Genomic DNA, 20,164 nt, shown 5'->3' on the forward strand with positions numbered 1-20,164 from the left:
TGAACGTGGAGTGACGGCCTCCTCTCCGCCCGGAGAGGGGTTCATGACCGCGCAGGGTGCCCGATGATCCACGTACGGTGATCGGCGCTGCCCGTTGCGGTCTCGTTAACGTGCAGGTCATCCCGGATGTCAACGATCCAGTACGAGCGGGAATTTCGCCCACTGCGGAGCTGCCCGCGACCACTGCCGACGCGTTTGCAATCGGGGAGACCGCGCCATGTCGCGCACACGCTCTGTCGCCACCGCCGCCCAGTCCGCCGCCCACGCCGCCGCCTCCGCCGTCTCCTCCGTGGACCGCCGCGCCTTCCTGGCGACCACCGGAGCCGTCTCCCTCTCCGCGGGCATCGGCTACGCCCTGCGGCCCGGCACCAGCCACGCCGCCGCCAGCGGACCCGCCCCCGTCGCGCTCTCCCGGCAGGCGCCCGCCGCGCCCCTGATGCCCTACCGGGGCGGCACCACGCTCGGCGCCGTCGCGACGCCGCGCGGCACGTCCGGCTACCGGCGGCTGGGGGACGGGCCCGCCTGGGACCGCGTGGTCCGCGGCGACCTGGCCGACCCCAAGAACGGCCGCGAAGGGCGGCGCACCCCGCTCGCCGCGTTCGTCCAGTTCACCGACCTGCACCTGGTCGACGTACAGCACCCGCTGCGGTACGAGTACCTGCGCGCCCAGACCGCGAGCGCCTGGCGCCCGCAGGAGGCCCTCTCGGTGGCCGGCGCGGTCGCGCTCGTCGAGCGGGTCAACGCACTGCGCGGCGCGCCCGCCACCGGATCGCCGCTGCACTGCGTCGTGACGACGGGCGACAACACGGACAACAACTCCCGCTCCGAACTCGACTGGTTCCTCAAGACCATGAGCGGCGGGCGCATCACCCCCAACACCGGTGACCCGCGCCGCTACGAAGGCGTCCAGGACAGCGGCCTGAAGCTGTACTGGCACCCGGACGACGACCTGCGCGACTCCGACAAGGCGCTCGGCTTCCCACGGGTCGACGGCTTCCTGGACGCCGCGCTGCGCGAGGTCAACAGCCCCGGCCTCGGCCTTCCTTGGTACTCGACCGTCGGCAACCACGACGCGCTGCCCGGCGGCTGCTGGGGCCCCGGGGACTCGTACTTCTCCGAATTCGCCGTCGGCGGGCGGAAGTTGATGTCCCTCGACGAGCCGCGCGGCGCCGCCCTGTGGAAGGCCGTCAAGAAGGGCCGCGACCCCAAGGGCGCCCAGTTCAAGGAGCTCCTGAAGAGCGAGGCGCGGCGGATGCGCTCGGTCACCCCGGACGAGAGCCGCGCGCCCTTCACCCCCGCCGAGTACGTCAAGGCCCACCTCGACCCGGCGTACAAGGGCCACGGTCCCGCGGGCCACGGCTACACGCAGGAGAACCTCGACTCCGGAACCCAGTACTACTCCTTCCGCATCAGCGACGACGTCCTGGGCATCAGCCTGGACTCGACCGACCCCGGCGGTCACTACGAAGGCTCGCTCGGCACGGCCCAGATGGACTGGCTGGCGCGGGAGCTGAAGGCGAACGAGGAGAAGGACGGCGGCGGTTCGTACGTCATCGTCTTCAGCCACCACACCAGCAGGACCATGCGCAATCTGCGCCAGGACCCGGACCGCCCGAGCGAGGGCAGGCACGGCGGCGACGAGATCGTCGCCCTGCTCGGCCGCCACCGTTCCGTCCTGGCCTGGGTCAACGGACACAGCCACAAGAACAGGATCACCGCGCACCAGACCCCGCGCGGCTCCTTCTGGGAGGTCTCCACGGCCTCGCACATCGACTTCCCGCAGCTGGCCCGCGTGGTGGAGCTGAGCGACAACCACGACGGCACGATCTCCCTCTTCACCACCCTCATCGAGTCGTCGGCCCCGCACCGCACGGATTACGCCGACCTCTCGCAGACCGGCCTCGCCGCGCTCTACCGCGAACTCTCCTTCAACGCCCCTGGTGCGAAGCCCGCGCTCGGCGGCGAGCCGGGCGACCGGAACACGGAACTGATCCTCAGGAAGGGCTGAGACCCGCCCAACCCGCGCGTCGACCTCAACCTCGTCCCCGGACCCGTGAGTCCCTCCCGCCGTCCGTACGTCGTGAACAGATGGGGGAGAGATGGCAGCGCGCAAGAGACGCCTGACGGGTGTGGCCGCGGTGATGGCGATGACGGTGACGGCGGGAGCGTTCGCGGCGCCGGCGCTCGCGGGGGAGTCCGGTGGTGGCGGGCACGGCGACCGGCACCGGGCGACACAGAAGGCGATGGAGGCCGCCGTCAACGAGAACGCCCCCGGCGTGACCGCCCAGGCCAGGGACAAGCACGGAACCTGGAACTCCGCCGCGGGCATCGGCGACCTCGAACGGCGGACCCCGCGTGGCGCCCACGACCGCTACCGCGTCGGCAGCATCACCAAGACCTTCGTCTCGACGGTGGTGCTCCAGCTCGTCGCCGAGGGGGAGTTGCGCCTGGACGACAAGGTGGGGCGGTGGCTGCCGGGCGTGGTCGAGGGCAACGGCCACGACGGCGACCGCATCACGGTGCGCCAGCTCCTCAACCACACGAGCGGCATCTACGACGTACTGAGCGACCCCGGCTACCAGGAGAAGATGTTCACCGAGAAGTTCCTCGCGCACCGCTACGACACCTGGACCCCCGAGCAGCAGGTCGCCATCGCCATGCGCCACGAGCCGGACTTCGATCCCGGTGAGGGCTGGAACTACTCCAACACCAACTACCTCCTCGCAGGCATGATCATCAAGAAGGTGACGGGGGAGTCGTACGCGGACGAGATCAGGCGCCGCATCATCGAGCCGCTCGGCCTGCACGCCACCAGCGTGCCGCGGACGGACCCCTCGATGCCGGAGCCGAGTTCACGGGCGTACATGAAGCTCTCCAAGGCCCCGGGCGCCGCGTTCCACGACGTCACGGAGCTCAATCCGTCCATGGCGGGCTCGTCGGGCGGGATGATCTCCGACGCGGCGGACCTGAACCGCTTCTACACGGCCCTGCTGCGCGGCAAGCTCCTGCCCAAGAAGCAACTCGCCGAGATGAAGAAGACCGTGGTGCGGGACCCGGACAGGCCCAACGACGGGTACGGGCTCGGCCTGGTGAGCCGCGAGACCTCCTGCTCCACCGTCGTCTGGGGCAACGGTGGCGACGTCCAGGGCTCGACGTCGATGACCCTGGTGACCGAGCGCGGCGGCCATGCGCTCTCCGCCAACTTCAACAGCCTGGACGGCGACCTGTTCGCCGTCCGGGACGCGGAGTTCTGCGGGAAGTGACGTGTCCGGCGGGGCCCGGCGTGCGGGTCCCGCCCCTCTCCCGCGGCGGCTACCGCGGCAGCACCACCACGTACGCGGCCGGGTCCCGGTCGGCCGACGCCATCAGGGCGGTCCGCACGACGGTCGCCTGTTGTTCGAGCGACTCGCGCAGTTTCCTGGGCGTCAGATGCACGACGGTGATGCCGAGGCGCTCCAAGTGCTCGCGCTTGCGGGCGTATTCGGACCACAGGGCGTCGTCGTCCTGCCGGAATCCCTGCCGGGGCGCCCGCGTGTCCAGCTCGACGGCGACGGCCAGATCGGGCCAGTAGGCGTCGACGCCCCCGAGATGCGGCCCACCGGGCAATCGCAGGTCGACGTTCCACAGCGGATCGGGCAGACCGTGCTCGACGACCATCTGGTAGAGCCGGTCCTCGGCGATCGCCCGCCCCTCGGCGAGCAGCGAGTCCACCGCGTCCACGACATGCGGGCGGGTCAGCAGCCGCGCGGAGTTCAACTCCCGCACGATGGCGGCCGGTTCGCAGTGTCCGCCGCGCACCGCCTCGGTGAGCAGCCTGCGCACCGCGCCCGCATCGGTGAGCCCCGCCACGGCGTCGGCGAGCGCGCGCGGCACCGGCGCCACCGGAGCTCCGGTGACCTGTACGGCGGTCGGCAGCGCCGGGGTCCGCACGAGCCGGACGAACCCGGTGGAGCGCAGTCGCCGGGTGCGCGGGACGAGGACGTCGATGCGGTCCAGGGACAGCAGTGGGGGAGCCGACGAGAAGCGGTGCAGGGCGAGCGCCGCGAGTCCGGTGATCAGGGCGTCGGCGTACGGGGCGTGGGGCTCGCCCGCGCCGGGCTGCGCGGGCACGGTCTTCGCCGCCCGGGCCGGCGGCCGCCCCGCGAACAACAGGGCCCCGTGCAGGCGCTCTTCACTGGTCGGCGGCCCCGGGTGCAGCAGGCAGACCCCCGGGAGCAGCTGCTGCCAGGGCCCTTCCGGGCGGCAGTGGGACGAGACGTCGGCGGCGGAGATGCCGTGGGCGCGGAGCTGGGCGGTGCTCATCACGCGACGCTGGACGTCGGCGAGGTGACGGAGGGGGCGGGGGGAGAGCGGGGTGTTGTGGTTCATGACCGGGCCATTCCCGCTGCCGCTCCGCCCCCTAACCGCTGTTACAGCCCCGTCGACATAACCGGACAACCCCGCACTAAAGTGCAGACGTTCGACTGCCGAAAAGGTCTGGTTGCGCGGGTTACGTTCCGACGGCCCCCTCGCCGAGCCGCCGAGCGGCTCGGCGAGGGGGCCATCCCGGCCGCAGGCCTACGCGGCAGCGGCGTCGCAGGCCTGCGCCCGCAACGACCGCGCGAGGTCGTCCCGGGCCTCGATCACAAGCCGCCGCAGGGCGGGAGCGGCCGTCTCGTGGGCGGCGAGCCACGCATCGGTCGCGTCCACGGTGGCCTGGCTGTCCTGGAGGTGCGGGAACAGCCCCTTCACCACGTCCATCCCGATCTGGATGGACCGCTCGGCCCACACCCGCTCGATGGCGGCGAAGTACTTGGGCGCGTACGAAGCGACGAGGTCCCGCTGCGACGTCTGTGCGAACCCCGAGATCGTCGCCCCCACCAACGCGTTGGACAGGGAGTCGGACTCCACCACGGCGGCCCACGCCTGCGCCTTGACCGCCTCGGAGGGCCGCGCGGCCAGGCACCGCACCTGGTGCCGCTTGCCCGAAGCCGTGTCGTCCCGGGCCAGCTCGGCGGCGAGCACCTGCTCGTCGGCGACGCCGTGCGCGGCCAGCGGGCCGAGGAAGGCCCAGCGCAGCTCCTGGTCGACGTCCAGGCCGTCGATCTTCGCCGTCCCCGCCAGCAGGCCCCGCAGCAGCTGCAGATCGGCCTCCGAAGAGGCGACCGCCGCGAAGAACCTCGCCCACGTCAGCTGGTGCTGGCTGCCGGGCTCCGCGTTCCGCAGCTCCCGCAGCGCGCCCTCGGCGAGCGCGCGCCCGCCCTCCTCGCGCCACTCGGGGGCCGCGTAGAAGGTGAGGGCCGAGTCCGCCCAGGTGTGCAGCATCTGGAGGACCCCGATGTCGCTCTCGCGCCCCGCGAACCGCAGCACGAGGCCGATGAAGTCCCGCGCGGGCATGAGCGCGTCCCGGGTGAGGCTCCACAGCGCGGACCAGCACAGCGCGCGGGCGAGCGGGTCGGTGATGTCGCCCAGGTGTGCCCGCAGGGTGTCGAGGGAGGTCTCGTCGAAGCGGATCTTGCAGTACGTCAGGTCGTCGTCGTTGACCAGGACCAGCTCGGGAGCATCCTCGCCGGCCAGCTCGGACACCACCGTGCGCGGCCCGGCGACGTCCACCTCCGCGCGTGCGTACCGCGTGAGCTCGCCCTCGGGCGTGCGGCGGTACAGGCCCACCGCCACGCGGTGCGGCCGCAGTTCGGGGTGCGACTCGGCGGCCTCCTGCACCACGGAGAGCTCCGTGATCCGGCCCTCCGCGTTCAGGATGACCTGCGGGGTCAGGGAGTTGACGCCCGCCGTCTGCAGCCACGACCGTGACCACGAGGCCATGTCGCGCCCGGAGGTCTCCTCCAGGACCGAGAGGAGGTCGCCGAGGCGGGTGTTCCCGTACGCGTGCCGCTTGAAGTAGCGGCGGGCGCCTTCGAGGAACGCGTCGCGTCCCGCGTAGGCGACGAGCTGCTTCAGTACCGACGCGCCCTTCGCGTACGTGATCCCGTCGAAGTTGAGCTTGGCGTCCTCCAGGTCGCGGATGTCGGCCGTGACCGGGTGCGTGGAGGGCAGTTGGTCGGCGCGGTAGGCCCACGCCTTGCGGTTGTTGGCGAAGGTGATCCAGCCGTTGGTGAAGCGCGTCGCCTCGACCATCGAGAAGGTGCCCATGAAGTCGGCGAAGGACTCCTTGAGCCACAGGTCGTCCCACCAGCGCATGGTGACGAGGTCGCCGAACCACATGTGCGCCATCTCGTGCAGGATGACGTTGGCCCGGCGCTCGTACGACGCCTGGGTCACCTTGCCGCGGAAGATGTACTCCTCGCGGAAGGTCACACAGCCGGGGTTCTCCATCGCGCCCAGGTTGTACTCCGGGACGAAGGCCTGGTCGTACTTCCCGAAGGGGTAGGGGTAGTCGAAGTTGTCGTGGAAGAAGTCGAGCCCCTGCTTGGTGACCAGGAAGACGTCGTCCGCGTCGAAGTGCTTGGCGAGGCCCTTCCTGCACAGGGCGCCGAGCGGGATGTCCAGCGTCGTGCCGTCGTCGAACGTGCGGCTGTAGGAGTCCGTCACGTAGTGGTACGGACCCGCGACGACCGCCGTGATGTACGTCGAGATCGGCTTCGTCTCGGCGAACTTCCATACCCCGTCGACCAGTTCACCGGAGCCGTTCGACCAGGCGGTCCAGCCCTCGGGGGCCCGCACCTCGAACCGGAAGGGTGCCTTCAGATCGGGCTGCTCGAAGTTGGCGAAGACGCGCCGTGAGTCCGCGGGCTCGTACTGCGTGTAGAGATAGACCTCGCCGTCCTCCGGGTCGACGAAGCGGTGCATGCCCTCGCCGGTGCGGCTGTAGGCGCACTGGGCGTCCACCACCAGTTCGTTCTCCGCGGCCAGGTCCTCCAGGGTGATGCGGGTGCCGTCGAAGACCTCGGAGGGATCCAGGTCCTTGCCGTTGAGCGAGAGTGCCGTGACGCTCGGGGCGATCAGGTCCGCGAAGCTCGCGGCGCCGGGTTCGGCGGAGCGGAAGCGGATCGTGGTGACGGAGCGGAACGTGCGCGGCTCCTGGACGCTCTCGCCGATCGCGGAGCGCAGGTCGAGAAAGACCTCGTACCCGTCGACGGACAACAGCGCGGCCCTCTCCTGGGCCTCGTCGCGGGAAAGATTCTCACCGGGCACGGGCGGTACTCCCTTGTACTCGCAGGGGGAAGTCGTGGATCGCACGACCTGTACGAATGTCTACGATCCTCGCATGTGGCCTCAGCGGGCGGTATCCGGGAATGCCTGGGCAGATCACTGACGTTCCCCTGGCCAAGCGCGCAAGCATTCCCTAGGGAGAGACATGTCCGAGAACGGCAAGACCCCTGTTGACTTCTGGTTCGACCCGCTGTGCCCGTGGGCCTGGATGACCTCGCGCTGGATGCTCGAGGTGGAGAAGGTCCGCGACGTAGAGGTCCGCTGGCATGTCATGAGCCTCGCCGTACTGAACGAGGACCGGCTCGACGAGCTGCCCGAGGAGTACCGGGACATGCTCGAGACGAAGGCCTGGGGCCCGGTCCGCGTGGTCATCGCCGCCCAGCAGAAGCACGGCGACGACTACACCGGGAAGCTCTACACCGCCCTTGGCACCCGCTTCCACAACCTCGGCGAGGGCCCGACCCGCGAGGCGGTCGTGTCCGCGCTCAAGGACGTCGGCCTGCCCGAGGAGCTCGCGGACTACGCGGACTCGGACGAGTACGACACCCAGCTGCGCGCCTCCCACCAGGAGGGCATCGACAAGGTCGGCCAGGACGTGGGCACGCCCGTCATCGCCGTCCCCGGCGCGGACGGCGAGCAGGTCGCCTTCTTCGGTCCCGTCGTGACGCCCGCACCGAAGGGCGAGGCGGCGGCGAAGCTGTGGGACGGCACGCTGCTCGTGGCGTCCACGCCGGGCTTCTACGAGATCAAGCGCACGCGTACGCAGGGCCCGATCTTCGACTGAGCTAGCCGAAGGACGGGGGGAGGTCGAAACCGTCCCGGTGGGCCCAGTAGTTCTGTACCCGCAGGCAGCCCTGGCGGCCGCACCGCCAGTATTTGCCCGCGTCGGCGGGGCCCACCCGGGCGATGACGACGTCCAGTGCGTCTCCCGTGGGCTTCTGGAAGTTTTGGTGGCTGTCGCCACAGTTCAGGCAGCGCCTCCAGGGATCTGACATGGCCTTACCGTCCCCCGGAACCCGGCATACCGAAAGACCCCCGTGAGCCATGTCCTCACGGGGGTCCTTCGTCCATCCGCCTGCCTCGGCGAAGGTTGAGAAGACGATCACGAGGCAGGGCGTTCTCAGGGGGCCAGCAGCAGGCTGTTCACGCGTTGCTTGGCGGCCGCGTAACGCTTGGAGACGTCCTGCCAGTTGACGACCTGCCACATGGCCTCGATGAAGTCCACCTTCTGGTTCTTGTACTGGAGGTAGAAGGCGTGCTCCCAGGCGTCGAAGACCAGGATCGGCGTCGAGCCCTGGCCGACGTTGCCCTGGTGGTCGTAGACCTGTTCGACGATGAGGCGGTTGCTGAGCGGCTCGTAGGCGAGCACGCCCCAGCCCGAACCCTGCGTGGTCGCCGAGGCCTTGGTCAGCTGGGCCTTGAACTTGGCAAAGGAGCCGAAGGACTCGGTGATCGCGTCCGCGAGGTCGCCGACACCGTCCGCGGCCAGCGGCTCACCGCCGCCACCGTCCTTCGGGCTGTTCATGTTGTGCCAGTAGATGCTGTGCAGGATGTGGCCGGAGAGGTGGAAGGCCAGGTTCTTCTCCAGGCCGTTGATGGCGCCCCACGTCTCCTTGTCGCGCGCCTCCTCCAGCTGCTCAAGGGTGTCGTTCGCGCCCTTCACGTACGCCGCGTGGTGCTTGTCGTGGTGCAGCTCGACGATCTGGGGATTGATGACCGGCTCGAGCGCCGCGTAGTCGTACGGAAGTTCAGGAAGCGTGTAAATGGCCATGTCCGAGCCCTCCGACTGCTGCTCTGCTGTAGTGCAACGCTTATTGCAACCTATATGCAAGTGCAGGCTAGCAGCAGGAGTGGGTCGGAGTTGATCAGCCCTTGGTCCTAGGTCCGGGGAAACGCGAGAGGGCCCCGAGTCCGTCGACCCGGGGCCCTCTCGCGCAGAGGTGTGTCGCTACTCGGCGGCGACCGCCGCGCGTTCGGCCCTCTTCTGCCGCGCGAAACCGATCACGGCCAGAATCAGCGTCAGCGTGCCCGTGGCCAGGAGCTGCTTGCGCGTGTCGGGCTGTTCCGTCATCAGGTAGAAGATGTACGCCATCGCGGCCAGGGCGACCCAGGTCAGGAACGGGTAGGCCCACATCTTCACGACCAGCTTCTGCGGCTCGTCGCGCTCCGTCCTGCGGCGCAGGATCAGCTGCGAGGCGGCGATGAAGATCCAGACGACCAGGATCATCGCGCCGATCATGTTCAGGAGCCAGGGGAAGACGTCGTCCGGGCGCCAGTAGCTGAGCAGGACGCAGACGAAGCCGAAGACCGAGGAGGCGAGGACCGCGAGGCGCGGGACGCCGCTGTAGACGCGGCCGAGCGCCTTGGGGCCCTGGCCGCGCGCGATCAGGGAGTACGACATGCGCGACGCGCCGTAGATGTTGGCGTTCATCGCGGAGAGCAGGGCGATCAGGACGATGACGTTCATGATCTGGCCCGCGCCCGGGATGCCCAGGTGGTCGAGCGTGGCGACGTACGGGCCCTTCGCCACGACCTCCTTGTTGTCCCACGGCAGCAGCGTGACGACGACGAGCATCGAACCGACGTAGAAGAGGGCGATGCGCCACATCGCCGTGCGCACGGCCTTGGCGACGCTCTGGACCGGGTTCTCGGACTCCGCGGCCGCGATCGTGACGGTCTCCAGACCGCCGTACGCGAACACGGACGCGAGGAGGCCGATGATCAGGCCGTCCGTGCCGTTCGGCATGAACCCGCCCTCACCGGTGAGGTTGGCCGTGCCGGGCGCGGAGGCGTCCGAGCCGGGCAGGATGCCGAGGATGGCCAGGACGCCGATGCCCAGGAAGAGCGCGATCGCGCCGACCTTGAGGGCGGCGAACCAGAACTCGAACTCGCCGAAGTTCTTCACGGCCGTCAGGTTGGCCCCGCAGAACACCAGCATGAAGAGGGCGACCCAGGCCCACTCGGGGCTGTCGGGGAACCAGCCCACCATGATCTTCGCGGCGCCGATGCCCTCCAGGCCGACGGCGACGCAGAGCAGGAACCAGAAGCCCCAGCCGGCGGTGAAGCCCGCCCAGGGGCCGATCGCCCGCTCGGCGTGGACCGAGAAGGAGCCGGACGCCGGGTTCGCCGCCGACATCTCGCCCAGCATCCGCATCACGAGCATGACGAGCGCGCCGGATATCGCGTAGGCGAGGACGATCGAGGGGCCCGCCGCGGCGATGCCCGCTCCGGAGCCCACGAAGAGGCCGGCTCCGATGACGCCGCCGAGGGCGATCATGGAGAGATGCCGCTGCTTGAGACCGTGGACGAGCGGGGAATCGGCCTGGGGAGCCGCGTCGGGTGCTGCGTCCTTGGGGGTGTCCTGGGGGGTGGACATCCGAGACATGGGCGTGCCCTGTTCAGTAGCCGAGACGGGGGAGCGAGCGGCCCACAGTCTGAAGTCCGGTACCGCTGACAGGGAACACCTGACCGCTATACGGACACGACGCTCACACGTTGTGAAGAAGCGGACACAAGTTGTTCACGCCCGTTTCATGCGCTTCTCGCGCCACTCCCGCAGCCCCGCGACCGCGAGGACCAGGCCCGTCGCGTCCGCCGACCACAGCAGCTGCGGCCGTGCCCCGTCGTCGGTCAGCATCAGCCCGATCACGGCCGCCATCGCCGCGAGCGCCGCCCACGTCAGGTAGGGGAACGCCCACATCCGCAGGACGAGCCGCTCCGGCGCCTCGCGCTCGATGCGGCGGCGCAGGCGCAGCTGCGAGACCGCGATCAGCGCCCACACGAACAGGAGCACCGCGCCGACCGAGTTGAGCATGTAGAGGAAGACCGAGTCGGGCCACTTCAGATTGAGTACGACGGACACGAAGCCGAAGGCGACGGACGCGAGGACCGCCCGGCGCGGCACCCCGCCGCCCGACACCTTCAGGAGGGCCTTGGGGGCCTCGCCGCGCTCGGCGAGCGAGAAGACCATCCGGGACGAGCCGTAGAGGTTGGCGTTCAGCGCCGAGAGCAGCGCGACGAACACCACGATGTTCATGATCGTGCCGGCGGACGGCACCCCGATCGAGTCCAGGACCGTCACATACGGACTGACGCCCGCCTTCTCCGCCGTCCACGGCAGCACCGTCACGATGACCAGCATCGAGCCGACGTAGAAGAAGAGGATGCGGTAGACGGCGCTGCGCACGGCGCGGGCGACCGAGCGCACCGGGTCGTCGGACTCGGCTGCCGCGATCGTCACGACCTCCAGGCCGCCGAAGGCGAAGACGACGGCGAGCACACCGGAGGTGACGCCCTCCCAGCCGTTGGGCAGGAAGCCGCCGTGTCCGGTGAGGTTGGTGAGGCCCACGGGGTCCGTGTCGGGCAGCACCCCGAAGATCGCGAGCAGCCCGAGGACCAGGAACGCGACGATCGCGAAGACCTTCAGGGCGGCGAACCAGAACTCGAACTCGCCGAAGTTCTTCACGGAGGCGAGATTGGCGGCGGTGAACACCAGCATGAAGATCAGCACCCAGGCCCACTGCGGGATCCCCGGCGCCCAGCCGTTGGCGATCTGCGCGGCGCCGGTCGCCTCCACGGCGAGCACGACCACGAGCAGGAACCAGTAGAGCCACCCGACGCTGAACCCCGCCCAGCGGCCGAGCGCGCGCTCGGCGTGCACGGAGAAGGACCCGGACGCGGGCATCGCGGCCGACATCTCGCCGAGCATCCGCATCACGCACATCGCGAGCGCACCGGCGATGAGGTACGAGACGACGATGCCCGGCCCGGCCACGGCGATCCCGGCCCCGGACCCGACGAAGAGCCCCGCCCCGATGACCCCACCGAGCCCGAGCATGGTGAGATGCCGCTGCTTGAGACCTCCGCCGAGAGGTTCGGGCTCCGTCGCCGTCGTGCCCCCACTGCCGGGCGCCGATGAATCGGGGGTTGCGTCGTGCATGGTGCTTAGCGCTGCTCTCGGGCTCACAAAGAAATTGGCGGGAACCTACAGTCTCCCCGGGCGGCATCCCCGTACGCAAAACGGGACCCTCGCGCCGCCCACCTCAGTGACGAGCGTCACGCTCCCCGCAGGGGTACGCCCATCGCTTTGTACAGTGCCCACCAACAAGGTGCCCCGCACCTTGTCACCCGTACACCGTGAGAGGCGCCCCCGCCTGAGATAGCGTCGCGGGGTCCCACCTGCCCGTCCCAGAACCCGCGGAGTCCCGATGAGCATCGCCGCCGTCTCTTCCCGTCCCGGCCAGGTCCTCGCGGACCTGCTCCCCGCGTCCCGCGCGAAGGACGCGGCCTTCGTCCTCGGGGGCGCCGCCCTGACCGGCATAGCGGCCCAGATCGCCGTGCCCGTCCCGGGCTCCCCCGTACCGGTGACGGGACAGACCTTCGCCGCCCTCCTCGTCGGCACCGCCCTCGGCGCCCGCCGCGGCTTCCTCGCCCTCGCCGTGTACGCCCTCGTCGGCATGGCCGGCATGCCGTGGTTCGCGGAGGCGGGCTCCGGCGTCGCCGCCCCGTCCCTCGGCTACGTGCTCGGCATGCTGCTCGCCGCCACCGTGGTCGGCGCCCTCGCCCGCCGCGGCGGCGACCGCTCCGTCCTGCGCACCGCGGGCACGATGGTGCTCGGCTCCGCGATCATCTACGCGGTCGGTGTCCCGTACCTCGCCGCCGCGACCGACATGTCGATGACCCAGGCCGTCGCCGCCGGGCTCACGCCCTTCCTGATCGGCGACGCCCTGAAGGCCGCGCTCGCGATGGGCGCGCTGCCCACGGCGTGGAAGCTCCTCGACCGCTGAGCGGTCAACCGACGTCGTAGTTCCGCCTGAAGAGGTTCGCCGGGTCGTACGTGGCCTTCAGCCCGGCGAGCCTCTTTCGCGTCCCGGCGTCGTACAGCCCCTCGGGCCGGTCCCCGGCGGCGAAGGCGAAGTTGAGCAGCCGCCCCTCGACCTCCGGCGCGAAGAGCCCGAACGCCCGCGCCTGCACGGCCCGCACCGCGTCGAGACCCGCGTCGTCACCGGCTTCGAAGGGTGAGAGCACCCGCACCAGCCACCCCGCGTCCCGGTACGGCACCGCGTTCCCCGCGGGCTTCGCAAGCGCCCCGCCCAGCTGGTTGATCTGGACGACGTGCATCTGCTCGGCGGCCGGACCGGTCAGCGCGAGCAGCTCGCACGCCGCCGCGACGTCCAGCTCGCGCACCACCACGCTGTCCCCGTAGTAGGAGTGCGGGAAGTCCGGGTCGCTGTGGATCGTGTGGCTGTCGGTGTACGGCATCTCCCGCAGCGAGTCCGAGACCGTGGGCCCGATCTCCCGCAACGGCGCCACCAGCCGCTCGCCCGACGCCTCGGAGCCGGTGTACGCGACCCGGACCGTCACCAGATAGCGGCCCCGCAGATGCGGCGGCAGCTGCGGGATGTCCGGATAGACCAGCGCCGCCACCGACGAGGTCAGCTCCCGCGGCACGGTCCGCGTCCACGCCTCGTACGCCCGCAGCACGTCCGCCGGGTCGACCTCCCCGCCGTCGAACTCGATCGCCCCGCCGTACAGCCGCGCCACCGGCACCAGGCCGATCTCCAGGGCCGTCACCACCCCCAGGTTCGCCCCGCCGCCGAGCAGCCCCCAGAAGAGCTCGGGCTCGGCCCGCGCCGTGACGCGGCGCAGAGTGCCGTCCGCCGTGACGACGTCGAGCCACCGGACGTGGTCGGCCGCGTACCCGAACTCCCGGGCCAGGATGCCGAGCCCGCCGCCCAGCGTGTACGAGACGGCGCCCACGCCCGGCGCCGAACCGTTCAGCGGCGCGAGTCCGTGCGCCGCCGCGGCCTCGACGACCTGGCCCCAGCGGACGCCCGCGCCCACGGTGACCGTGCGCGCGTCGGCATCGATCCGGACGGAATCCATCCGCCGGGTGCTGATCAGTACGCCGCCCTCCGAGGCCCCGGGAAGACCGTGCCCGGTGGCCTGCACACCGATGGGCAGCCCCGCATCGGCGGCGTACGACACGGCGGCGACGACGTCATCGGCGCTCTCGGCCCCGAACACGATGGCGGGCCGCTGGGTGAAGCCGGTCTGGAATCCGGCGATCTCCTCGGCGTACCCGTCGTCGCCGGGCCGGAACACAAGGCGCTGGTCGAGTCGCTGGTCGGGTTGCCTGTCGGTGAAGTCCACGGTGGTCCTCCAAGGAGTGCGCGGTGCTGGCTGACGCGTCAGAGCCTCCCCGGAAAACCTGACATCCGCCGTCAAGTTTTCCGGCTCTTCGGGAACCGGGCGAACTGTGCTGTCATGAAAGGGGACTCGGGGGTGAGCGCCCATGCCGGAGCTTTCAGTGGTCGCGGGCCGCTATCGCCTGCTCGACGTGGTCGGCCAGGGCGGCATGGGGCGCGTGTGGCGCGCGGCCGACGAGCTCCTGGATCGCCGCGTGGCGGTCAAGGAGATGCGCATCGACATCGCGGACGGCCTGGACGCCGAGGACGCCCGCGTCCGCAGGGAGCGTGCGCTGCGCGAGGCGCGGGCCAGCGCGCGGATCGATCACCCCGGTGTCGTACGCGTCTATGACGTCGCCGAGGAGGACGGCCGGCTCTGGATCGTCATGGAGCTCGTCGAGGCGCGTTCCCTGGCCCGGTACGTCGACGAGGAGGGGCCGCTGGACGAGCGCGACGCGGCCCGGGTCGGCCTGGCCCTGGTCGCGGCGCTGCGCCGGGTGCACGCGGCGGGCGTACTGCACCGCGACATCAAGCCCGAGAACGTCCTGATGGGCGCCGGGGGGCCCGCCGGACGGATCGTCCTCACCGATTTCGGCATCGCCGCGCTCCAGGACTCCGGGCGGCTCACGCAGACGGGACTGCTAGTGGGCTCGCCCGAGTACATGGCGCCCGAGCGGGTCTCGGGGGCTCCGCAGGGCCCGCCGTCCGACCTCTGGTCCTTGGGCGCGACGCTCTGCACGGCGTTGCGGGGCAGTTCGCCCTTCGCTCGCGAGGAGGCCCTGACCACGCTGGTGGCCGTCCTGCACGACGCGCCCGAACTGCCGCCCGAACCAAGCGGGTTGCGTCCTCTTCTGTCGGCGCTTCTGGCCAAGGACCCGGCGCGGCGGCCGGACCTGGACGAGGTGGAGGAGGCGCTGTGGGCGGCGCTCACGGCACCGCCCCCGCGGCCGCCCCGAAAGCCGGACGGCGATCGGGCGGGGGCCGGCTGGCGGCCCCACGTCCTGACCGCCGTGGTCCTGCTGGTCGCGGCCGCCGTGGCAGCCGTCATGTTCTTCACCGCGCGCGGTCCCGGCGGCAGCGATTCGCCGGGACCGAGCACGCGTCCGCCGACGGTGGCGGGTACGTCGACCACGCCACCGTCGGACCGCACCGGTTAGGCGTCGACGCCGGTGCCGACCTTGTCGGTGTCAGTGCCGGTGCCGGCGTCGACGCGGGGCCGCACCTTCTCCCGGATGACGGAGAACGCGACCACGAACGCCGCCGCGAGCAGCGAGAGCAGCACCTGCTTGCGCCCGGCCTCGTCGGTCAGCATGTAGACGAGCACGAACGAGATCATCGCGATCGTGACCCAGGTCAGGTACGGGAAGAGCCACATCTTCACGACCAGCTTCTCCGGCTCCTCGCGCAGGATGATGCCGCGCATCCGCAGCTGCGTGAACGCGATCATCAGCCAGACGAAGAGGGCCACCGCGCCCGAGGAGTTCAGCAGGAAGTCGAAGACGGTGTCCTGCCACTGGTAGTTGAACCAGACGGCGACGAAGCCGAACACGACGGACCCGAGGATCGCGGCCTGCGGCACACCGCGCGCGTTGGTGCGCGCGAAGGACTTGGGCGCGTCACCGCGCTGGCCGAGCGAGAAGGCCATGCGGGAAGCGGTGTAGAGCCCGGAGTTGAGGCAGGAGAGGACGGCGGTCAGGACGATGACGTTCATGACCTGACCGGCGTGCGGGATGCCGATCGAGTTCAGGGCGGCGACGTACGAACCGTCCTTGAGGATCGACTTGTCGTCCCACGGGAGCAGCGTGATCACGACGAAGATCGAGCCCAGGTAGAAGACGCCGATACGCCAGATGACGCTGTTCGTGGCCTTCGTGACGGCGCGCTGCGGGTCCTCGGACTCACCGGCGGCCAGCGTGACGATCTCGGAGCCCATGAACGAGAAGACGACCATGAGGACGCCCGTGAGGATGGCGCCCGCGCCGTTGGGCATGAATCCGCCCGCGTCGGTGAGGTGCGCGAATCCGGCGCCGGGGTTGTCGGAGCCGGGCAGCACGCCGAAGACGGCGAGCAGACCGATGATCACGAACCCGCCGATGGCGACGACCTTGATCCCGGCGAACCAGAACTCGAACTCGCCGTAGGAGCCGACCGAGACGAGGTTGGTGGCGGTGAGCACCACCATCACGATGAGCGCCCAGCCCCACTGCGGGACGGCGGGTATCCACCCGTTGAGGATGACGGCTCCGGCGGTGGCCTCCACCGCGAGCACCACGACCCAGAAGAACCAGTAGAGCCAGCCGATGGAGAAACCGGCCCAGCGGCCGAGGGCCTGGTCGGCGTAGGTGGAGAAGGAGCCCGACGTGGGCCGTGCGGCGGCCATCTCGCCGAGCATCCGCATCACCAGGACGACCATCGTGCCGACGAGGGCGTACGAGACGAGGATGGCGGGCCCTGCGGCGGCGATACCTGAGCTGGAGCCGACGAAGAGGCCCGCTCCGATGACGCCACCGATGGCGATCATGGAGAGGTGGCGGTTCTTCAGCCCGGCCTTGAGGCCGTCACCGGTGTCTCCAGACTGCGAATCCCCAGGGTCTACGGGGTTGCGGTCTGCCTTCGCAAGGGAGGGTTGCGAGGTCATGGACGAATCCTTAAGTTCTCGGGTCACGAGCCCACGCATTCAAACTCAGCGGTGTACGTGACGGAAGTCCTGACTCCGGATCGTGATATTCCGGCCCGAAGGCCCAGACCTTGGTGACCAAGGTCCTGCCCCCGGACGCCGCTACCCGCCCCGCGACATGCCACACTCAGTCGCATGCGCGTGTACCTCGGCTCGGATCATGCTGGCTACGAACTGAAGAACCACCTGGTCGAGTGGCTCAAGAGCCACGGCCACGAGCCCGTCGACTGCGGGCCCCACATCTATGACGCCCAGGACGACTACCCCCCCTTCTGCCTCCGCGCCGCGGAGAAGACGGCGGCGGACCCCCAGTCGCTCGGCATCGTGATCGGGGGCTCCGGCAACGGGGAGCAGATCGCCGCGAACAAGGTGAAGGGGGTGCGGGCCGCCCTCGCCTGGAGCGAGCAGACGGCCGCGCTCGGGCGTGAGCACAACGACGCGAACGTGGTGTCGATCGGCGGCCGGATGCACTCGCGGGAAGAGGCGACGAAGTTCGTCGAGATCTTCCTGTCGACGCCGTACTCGGGCGAGGAGCGCCACACCCGCCGCATCGACATGCTGTCGGCCTACGAGTCCACGGGCGAACTGCCTCCGATCCCGGCCCACCACCCGCAGGGCTGAGACCCTTCTCTTCTCTTCTCTCCGAACGCCGGACGGGCTGGACTCTCAGCCCGTCCGGCGTTCGAGGACGAACCCGGCGAAGCCGGTGATTTCCGGTGCGCCGAGGGGCGGCTCCGATCAACCCGCACCCCTTGGGAGGAACCGTGCCGGAGGGGCACACCATTCACCGCCTCGCGGACGACCACCGCGCCCGCTTCGAGGGCCGAGGCCCCCTCCGCGTCACCAGCCCCCAGGGCAAGTTCTCCGACAGCGCGGCCCTGCTGAACGGGCAGGAGATGGACACCGCCGAGGCCCACGGCAAGCACCTCTTTCTCGGCTTCGCCGAAACCGGCTGGATCCACATCCACCTCGGCCTCTTCGGCAAGGTCACCTTCGGCGGCACGGCCGCCGCGAACCCGCCCACGGACACCGTCCGCCTCCGCCTGGCCACCACCGACGCGTACGTCGACCTCCGCGGCCCCACGACCTGCGCCCTCATCACGGACGAGGAGAAGCAGGCGATACACGCCCGCCTCGGCCCGGACCCGCTCCGGGAAGCCGACGACCCGGACAAGGCCTACGCCCGCGTCTCCCGCAGCCGCACCACCATCGCCGCGCTCCTCATGGACCAGAAGGTCATCGCGGGCGTCGGCAACGTCTACCGCGCCGAGGTCCTCTTCCGGCACCGCATCGACCCGTACACCCCGGGCAAGGACATCCGCCCCGCCCAGTGGACGGCGATCTGGGACGACCTGGTCGGCCTGATGCGCGAGGGCGTGCGCCTCAACCGCATCGACACCGTGAGGCCCGAGCACACGCCCGAGGCGATGGGCCGCCCGCCGCGCGTGGACGACCACGGCGGCGAGGTGTACGTGTACCGCAGGGCCACGATGCCCTGCCACATCTGTGGCGGCGAGATCCGCACCGCCGATCTCGCCGCCCGCAATCTGTTCTGGTGCCCCTCCTGTCAGGGAACGGTGTCCTGAGCCCGCGGACGGGCGGCTCGCATAAGATCACCGCTTGACCGAAACGCCAGTTCAACGGGGGATCTCATGTTCGGGTTCGAAGCAAGCTGGATGGACGGGCCGCTGGCCATCGCGGTCGGCGTGCTCTTCGTCGCCGTCTTCCTGTTGCCGTCCCTCATCGCCTTCAACCGGGACGTCGAACTCCGCTGGGTGATCCTCGTCATCAACCTCTTCCTCGGCGCCTCGCTCATCGGCTGGCTGGTCGCCCTCTATCTGGCGACCCGCAAGCCGAAGAGCGTCCCGACGCCCCAGCTCCTCTGAAGCCCCCGGCTAGAACCCGTGCGGCAGCCACGGCGCGACGTCCGACCCGAAGGCCGGCGTCGCCTCGGCCAGTGCGCCCGGGCGCAGTTCCCGCACCCGGCCCGCGGCCGCCAGTGACGTCAGGGAGATGCCGCCGAGATAGGCCGACCCCAAGTCCCGTACGGACAGGGCGAGATCGGCGTCGTCCTCGGTGCGCTCGCAGGTCGCGCCCTTCACGTCGCCCTTGAGCCGCCAACGGCCCGTGTTCCAGGGGCAGAAGGCGTCGTCGACCTCCAACACCAGGTTCACCGGCGTCCGGTAGGCGCGTGCCTCCAGGGCGGCCCCCACGTCCACCAGACGTACGTGGAGCGAGTCCTTCACCTGGAGCCCGCAGCGCCGCACGTCCGAGACGAGGTGGAGCACCGCGTCGTCCACCGGGCGGCTGTGCGCCTCCACCGTCGACGTCAGGTCGATGCCGAAGAGGAACTGCCACAGCGCCGCGTTCGCCGCCGGGTCGAGGGCCTCCAGGTCGCGCAGCTTGACCGTGCCCTTGGGGCCCGCCGCGTCCCACTCGGGCTTCACGTGGAAGCGCGCGTACCCCACGAGCTCCCCGTCGCGCTCGGCGAGCACACACTGGAGCGGTGACGCGCCATGGCGCTCGCTCTCCGGGTCGAGCAGCCCGAGCCGCTCCCAGCCCGGCTGCCTGGCCAGCATCCCGGGCCGCTCGCTCACCCGTCGTGCGTACAGCGCCTCGCACGCCGCGTGGACGTCGGCGGGCTTGGCGTACCGAAGGCGTACGTCATCGGTGCCGGCCGGGAGCGACAGGCGCACGCGTGCCGTGTCGATCTCGGCCTTCATCTGCAGGGTCGCCGCGCCGTACCCGAACCGTCCGTAGATGGCGGGTTCGGAGGCCGTGAGCACGGCCAGGCACTCGCCCTTCGCGCGTACGTCGTCGAGCTGGCGCCGCATCATCGACGTGAGGATCCCGCGCCGCCGGTGCGTGGCCGCGACGCTGACCATCGTCACACCGGCCGCGTCCACCAGTGAGCCCCCCGGCACGGAGAGGCGGAAGCTGAACGCTCCCGTCGTGCCGACGCAGGTCTCGCCCTCCCAGGTGCCGAAGAAGCGGTCGAACTCGGTCAGTGCGTTCCAGAGCTCGTGCTCCTCCTTCGCCTCGGCGACGCCGCCGAAGGCGAGCTCCAGCGTCCCGTAGTACTCGTCCCAGTCTTCCTGGCGCAACTCCCGCAATTCCGTCGTCATATGCCATGCCTACCAGGGTGAAGCGG

The 20,164-nt window shown here is 70.4% G+C and carries 17 protein-coding genes; 8 read left to right on the plus strand and 9 right to left on the minus strand.

Annotated elements, in window-relative coordinates; translation table 11 throughout:
• Nucleotides 1-217 precede the first annotated feature (217 nt).
• Together ACIGXX_RS20165 and ACIGXX_RS20170 are read left to right on the plus strand one after the other, a co-directional pair.
• Nucleotides 218-2,008: a TIGR03767 family metallophosphoesterase gene (locus ACIGXX_RS20165; RefSeq protein WP_351160623.1), complete on the plus strand. Its 1,791-nt coding sequence runs from the start codon at nucleotides 218-220 to the stop codon at nucleotides 2,006-2,008.
• Between the two features lie 91 nt (nucleotides 2,009-2,099).
• Nucleotides 2,100-3,263, plus strand: coding sequence for a serine hydrolase domain-containing protein (locus tag ACIGXX_RS20170; protein WP_383818901.1), 1,164 nt, complete (start codon nucleotides 2,100-2,102; stop codon nucleotides 3,261-3,263).
• A 49-nt stretch (nucleotides 3,264-3,312) separates the two neighbouring features.
• On the opposite strand, the gene ACIGXX_RS20175 is transcribed toward ACIGXX_RS20170, so the two are convergent.
• On the minus strand, nucleotides 3,313-4,368 hold the full coding sequence (locus ACIGXX_RS20175) for a hypothetical protein (protein WP_399977376.1): 1,056 nt from the start codon (nucleotides 4,366-4,368) through the stop codon (nucleotides 3,313-3,315).
• 189 nt (nucleotides 4,369-4,557) lie between these two features.
• Nucleotides 4,558-7,131: an aminopeptidase N gene (gene pepN / locus ACIGXX_RS20180; RefSeq protein ID WP_351160614.1), complete on the minus strand. Its 2,574-nt coding sequence runs from the start codon at nucleotides 7,129-7,131 to the stop codon at nucleotides 4,558-4,560.
• Between the two features lie 163 nt (nucleotides 7,132-7,294).
• Here pepN and ACIGXX_RS20185 point away from each other — a divergent pair, with 163 nt between their 5' ends.
• Nucleotides 7,295-7,933: a DsbA family protein gene (locus ACIGXX_RS20185; RefSeq protein ID WP_351160611.1), complete on the plus strand. Its 639-nt coding sequence runs from the start codon at nucleotides 7,295-7,297 to the stop codon at nucleotides 7,931-7,933.
• Nucleotide 7,934: 1 nt separating this feature from the next.
• Here the strand turns inward: ACIGXX_RS20185 and ACIGXX_RS20190 are convergent, their stop codons facing one another.
• The 4 genes from ACIGXX_RS20190 to ACIGXX_RS20205 all read right to left on the minus strand — a co-directional run bounded on the left by ACIGXX_RS20190 (nucleotide 7,935) and on the right by ACIGXX_RS20205 (nucleotide 12,088).
• Nucleotides 7,935-8,144: a hypothetical protein gene (locus ACIGXX_RS20190; RefSeq protein WP_351160608.1), complete on the minus strand. Its 210-nt coding sequence runs from the start codon at nucleotides 8,142-8,144 to the stop codon at nucleotides 7,935-7,937.
• Nucleotides 8,145-8,269: 125 nt separating this feature from the next.
• Nucleotides 8,270-8,920 carry a superoxide dismutase gene (locus tag ACIGXX_RS20195; protein ID WP_361462309.1) on the minus strand — a complete coding sequence of 217 codons (651 nt, stop codon included), beginning with the start codon at nucleotides 8,918-8,920 and terminating at the stop codon, nucleotides 8,270-8,272.
• 177 nt (nucleotides 8,921-9,097) lie between these two features.
• Nucleotides 9,098-10,534 carry an amino acid permease gene (locus ACIGXX_RS20200; RefSeq protein ID WP_351160602.1) on the minus strand — a complete coding sequence of 479 codons (1,437 nt, stop codon included), beginning with the start codon at nucleotides 10,532-10,534 and terminating at the stop codon, nucleotides 9,098-9,100.
• A gap of 135 nt (nucleotides 10,535-10,669) precedes the next feature.
• The gene (locus tag ACIGXX_RS20205; RefSeq protein ID WP_399977383.1) at nucleotides 10,670-12,088 is read right to left on the minus strand and encodes an amino acid permease; all 1,419 of its coding nucleotides are present in this window, start codon (nucleotides 12,086-12,088) and stop codon (nucleotides 10,670-10,672) included.
• Nucleotides 12,089-12,356: 268 nt separating this feature from the next.
• On the opposite strand from ACIGXX_RS20205, the gene ACIGXX_RS20210 reads away from it, so the two are divergent.
• Nucleotides 12,357-12,935, plus strand: coding sequence for a biotin transporter BioY (locus ACIGXX_RS20210; protein ID WP_399977386.1), 579 nt, complete (start codon nucleotides 12,357-12,359; stop codon nucleotides 12,933-12,935).
• 4 nt (nucleotides 12,936-12,939) lie between these two features.
• On the opposite strand, the gene ACIGXX_RS20215 is transcribed toward ACIGXX_RS20210, so the two are convergent.
• A complete protein-coding gene (locus ACIGXX_RS20215) occupies nucleotides 12,940-14,301 on the minus strand; it encodes an FAD-binding oxidoreductase (protein WP_399977389.1) in 1,362 nt (453 codons plus the stop codon).
• 142 nt (nucleotides 14,302-14,443) lie between these two features.
• On the opposite strand from ACIGXX_RS20215, the gene ACIGXX_RS20220 reads away from it, so the two are divergent.
• Nucleotides 14,444-15,493, plus strand: a complete 1,050-nt coding sequence (locus ACIGXX_RS20220; RefSeq protein ID WP_399977392.1) for a serine/threonine-protein kinase — start codon at nucleotides 14,444-14,446, stop codon at nucleotides 15,491-15,493.
• Here ACIGXX_RS20220 and ACIGXX_RS20225 read toward each other — a convergent pair.
• Entirely contained in the window at nucleotides 15,490-16,974 is a 1,485-nt protein-coding gene (locus tag ACIGXX_RS20225) for an amino acid permease (protein ID WP_351160593.1), read from the minus strand. The two genes, ACIGXX_RS20220 and ACIGXX_RS20225, sit on opposite strands and share 4 nt — an antisense overlap.
• A 174-nt stretch (nucleotides 16,975-17,148) precedes the next feature.
• On the opposite strand from ACIGXX_RS20225, the gene ACIGXX_RS20230 reads away from it, so the two are divergent.
• From ACIGXX_RS20230 to ACIGXX_RS20240, 3 genes are all read left to right on the plus strand, one after another.
• On the plus strand, nucleotides 17,149-17,634 hold the full coding sequence (locus ACIGXX_RS20230; protein ID WP_351160591.1) for a ribose-5-phosphate isomerase: 486 nt from the start codon (nucleotides 17,149-17,151) through the stop codon (nucleotides 17,632-17,634).
• Between the two features lie 143 nt (nucleotides 17,635-17,777).
• A complete protein-coding gene (locus tag ACIGXX_RS20235) occupies nucleotides 17,778-18,599 on the plus strand; it encodes a DNA-formamidopyrimidine glycosylase family protein (protein ID WP_351160589.1) in 822 nt (273 codons plus the stop codon).
• A 66-nt stretch (nucleotides 18,600-18,665) separates the two neighbouring features.
• On the plus strand, nucleotides 18,666-18,899 hold the full coding sequence (locus ACIGXX_RS20240) for a superinfection immunity protein (RefSeq protein ID WP_351160586.1): 234 nt from the start codon (nucleotides 18,666-18,668) through the stop codon (nucleotides 18,897-18,899).
• 9 nt (nucleotides 18,900-18,908) lie between these two features.
• On the opposite strand, the gene ACIGXX_RS20245 is transcribed toward ACIGXX_RS20240, so the two are convergent.
• Complete coding sequence (locus ACIGXX_RS20245; protein ID WP_351160583.1) at nucleotides 18,909-20,138, minus strand: GNAT family N-acetyltransferase; 1,230 nt, start codon at nucleotides 20,136-20,138, stop codon at nucleotides 18,909-18,911.
• Nucleotides 20,139-20,164: the final 26 nt, after the last annotated feature.

It is taken from the genome of Streptomyces sp. NPDC055243, from assembly GCF_044544025.1.
GTDB lineage: Bacteria > Actinomycetota > Actinomycetes > Streptomycetales > Streptomycetaceae > Streptomyces.